The organism is Haemophilus parahaemolyticus (assembly GCF_018373095.1).
GTDB classification, from domain to species: Bacteria; Pseudomonadota; Gammaproteobacteria; order Enterobacterales; family Pasteurellaceae; genus Haemophilus_A; species Haemophilus_A parahaemolyticus_A.
The window spans coordinates 1-2388 of the sequence record NZ_JAHAHT010000150.1 but is presented as its reverse complement, the minus strand read 5'-3'; the positions used below and the strand labels follow the sequence as shown (position 1 = coordinate 2388).

At 40.6% G+C, this 2388-nt stretch carries 3 protein-coding genes; all 3 read left to right on the top strand.

Going from position 1 to position 2388, the window contains the following annotated elements; translation table 11 throughout:
• A partial coding sequence (locus tag KH943_RS09865; RefSeq protein WP_304110410.1) for an ABC transporter substrate-binding protein occupies positions 1-857 on the top strand: 857 nt, incomplete at its 5' end.
• A 201-nt stretch (positions 858-1058) separates the two neighbouring features.
• Positions 1059-1733 (top strand): GTP cyclohydrolase I FolE, encoded by a 675-nt coding sequence (folE, locus tag KH943_RS09860; protein WP_438359839.1) that lies wholly within the window; start codon positions 1059-1061, stop codon positions 1731-1733.
• Between the two features lie 6 nt (positions 1734-1739).
• On the top strand, positions 1740-2388 hold a 649-nt coding region (truA, locus tag KH943_RS09855), incomplete at its 3' end, for a tRNA pseudouridine(38-40) synthase TruA (RefSeq protein ID WP_304110409.1).

Genomic DNA, 2388 nt, shown 5'->3' with positions numbered 1-2388 from the left:
AGCATCCAGCACTTGATACTATTCGCAAAGGGATTGTTGATGAATTGGCAAATCACGGTTTTGAAGATGGCAAAACAATTAAAATCGACTATCAGTCAGCCCAAGGCAGTACTGCAACTGCAGCACAAATTGCACGTAAATTTGTAGGTGATAAAGTAGAGATCATCATTCCAATTTCAACTCCATCAGCTCAGCCTGCTGTGGCAGTAACCAAAACCATTCCTGTCGTATATTCTGCAGTAACGGATCCTGTAGCAGCCAAATTAGTGAAATCTTGGAAGCCCACGGGCACGAATGTAACAGGTGTTTCCGACCATAAAGCGATTGAACCGCAACTAGAGTTAATTCATAAACTTGTGCCAGAACTTAAAGCCGTTGGCTATGTATTTAGTGCGGGCGAAGTCAATTCAGCGATTGTATTGAAAGAATTACAAGCTGAAGCGGAAAAAGTGAATATTAAAGTTATACCTGTTGCGGTGCAACGTAGTGCTGATATTGGCACGGCAGCACGCAGTTTAGCGGGTAAAGTGCAGGCGATTTATATTTCTGAAGATAATACGGTAGTTTCTGCTTATGAAGCGTTGCATAAAGCTGCATTAGAAATTAAAGTGCCAGTGATTGCTGCTGACCGAGATACGGTAAAACGTGGGGCATTAGCCGCTTATGCTGTAAATCAATATGATATTGGTGTGGAAACGGGTAAAGTGGCAGCTCGTGTGTTAAAAGGCGAAAAAGTGGGTTCAATTCCAACTCACGAAGTAAGCAAAATGGAGCTTTCAGTTAATACGCAAACCGCGAAGGCTTATGGTATTACGATTCCCAAAGCCTTGTTAAAAGAAGCGAAAGAAACTTTTTAGTTTAATACTATCTATACAGAAGAATAATATGTTTATCTGAGGATTAAGTTCTTTACTGAGCTTAGTCCTTTTAATTTACCTTAAATATATTCACCGTTGTTAAGGCTTGTGGAATTTTAAATATCATTTTAAATAGTAAATGTTATAGGCTTTTCTATGTCAATTTGTTAGAATTCCCGCCTTAAATTGGGAGGAAACTAAATGACAACGATCTCATCTATTTTAGATCTTTCAGACGAAGCACAGAAAGTACGCAGTGCGTTGCTTGCCAAAGGTATTGAAACGCCTACTGTACCACACACCAAAGATAAAGACAGCCGTCGTGCTGAAATTCAAGCACATATGCGTTCAGTATTGGAATTGCTTGGTTTGGATTTGCAAGATGATAGCCTTGAAGAAACACCAAATCGTTTAGCGAAGATGTATGTTGATGAAATTTTCAGTGGTTTGGATTATGCAACTTTCCCGAAAATTACTAACATTGAGAACCGTATGAAGGTGAGCGAAATGGTGTTGGTGGACGATATCACTTTGACGTCTACCTGTGAGCACCATTTTGTGACCATTGATGGTAAAGTGGCTGTGGCATATTATCCGAAAAAATGGGTGATCGGGTTATCAAAAATCAATCGTGTGGTGCAATTTTTTGCACAACGTCCGCAAGTGCAAGAGCGTTTTACTGAGCAGATTTTAACAGCTTTCCAGACGATTTTGGAAACCGAAGATGTGGCGGTGTATGTAAAAGCAACCCATTTCTGCGTGAAATGTCGTGGTGTGAAAGATACGAACAGCTATACAGTAACATCGGCCTTTGGCGGTGTTTTCTTAGACGATCGTGATGTTCGTAAAGAATTTTTAACATTAATTAAAAAATAAACTCAAATGAAAATCGCATTAGGGATTGAGTATGACGGCAGCCAATATTTTGGTTGGCAGCGTCAAGAGAGTGTATTAAGCGTACAACAAAAACTAGAAGAGGCGTTATCCGTTATTGCTAATTCTCCGATCGAAGTGTTTTGTGCGGGAAGGACAGACTCTGGCGTACACGGTACGGGGCAAGTCGTGCATTTCGAAACTGAGGTGCAACGTCCTTTAGAAAGTTGGTGTTTCGGTACAAATGCACATCTGCCTAACGATATTTCAGTGAAATGGGCGGTAGAAGTATCTGCGGAATTTCACGCACGTTTTAGTGCAACTGCTCGCCGCTATCGTTATATTATTTTCAGCCGAAAACTGCGTTCTGCGATTTTACCGCATGGTGTTTCCCATTATCACTGCGATCTTGATCACAAAAAGATGCACGAAGCTGGGCAATTTTTATTGGGTGAAAATGATTTTTCCTCTTTCCGTGCAGCCAAATGTCAGTCACATACGCCTTGGCGAAATATTCATCATCTCAATGTATATCGAATGGGAAATTATATTATCGTGGATATTCAAGCGAATGCTTTTGTGCATCATATGGTGCGTAATATTGTGGGCAGTTTGATTGAGGTGGGTAAAGGGGCTCAGCCTGTTGAATGGATTAAGT

Bases quoted from the DNA above. Each gene is read 5' to 3' on its own strand.
- folE (WP_438359839.1), top strand. From the start codon at position 1,059: ATGACAACGATCTCATCTATTTTAGATCTTTCAGACGAAGCACAGAAA.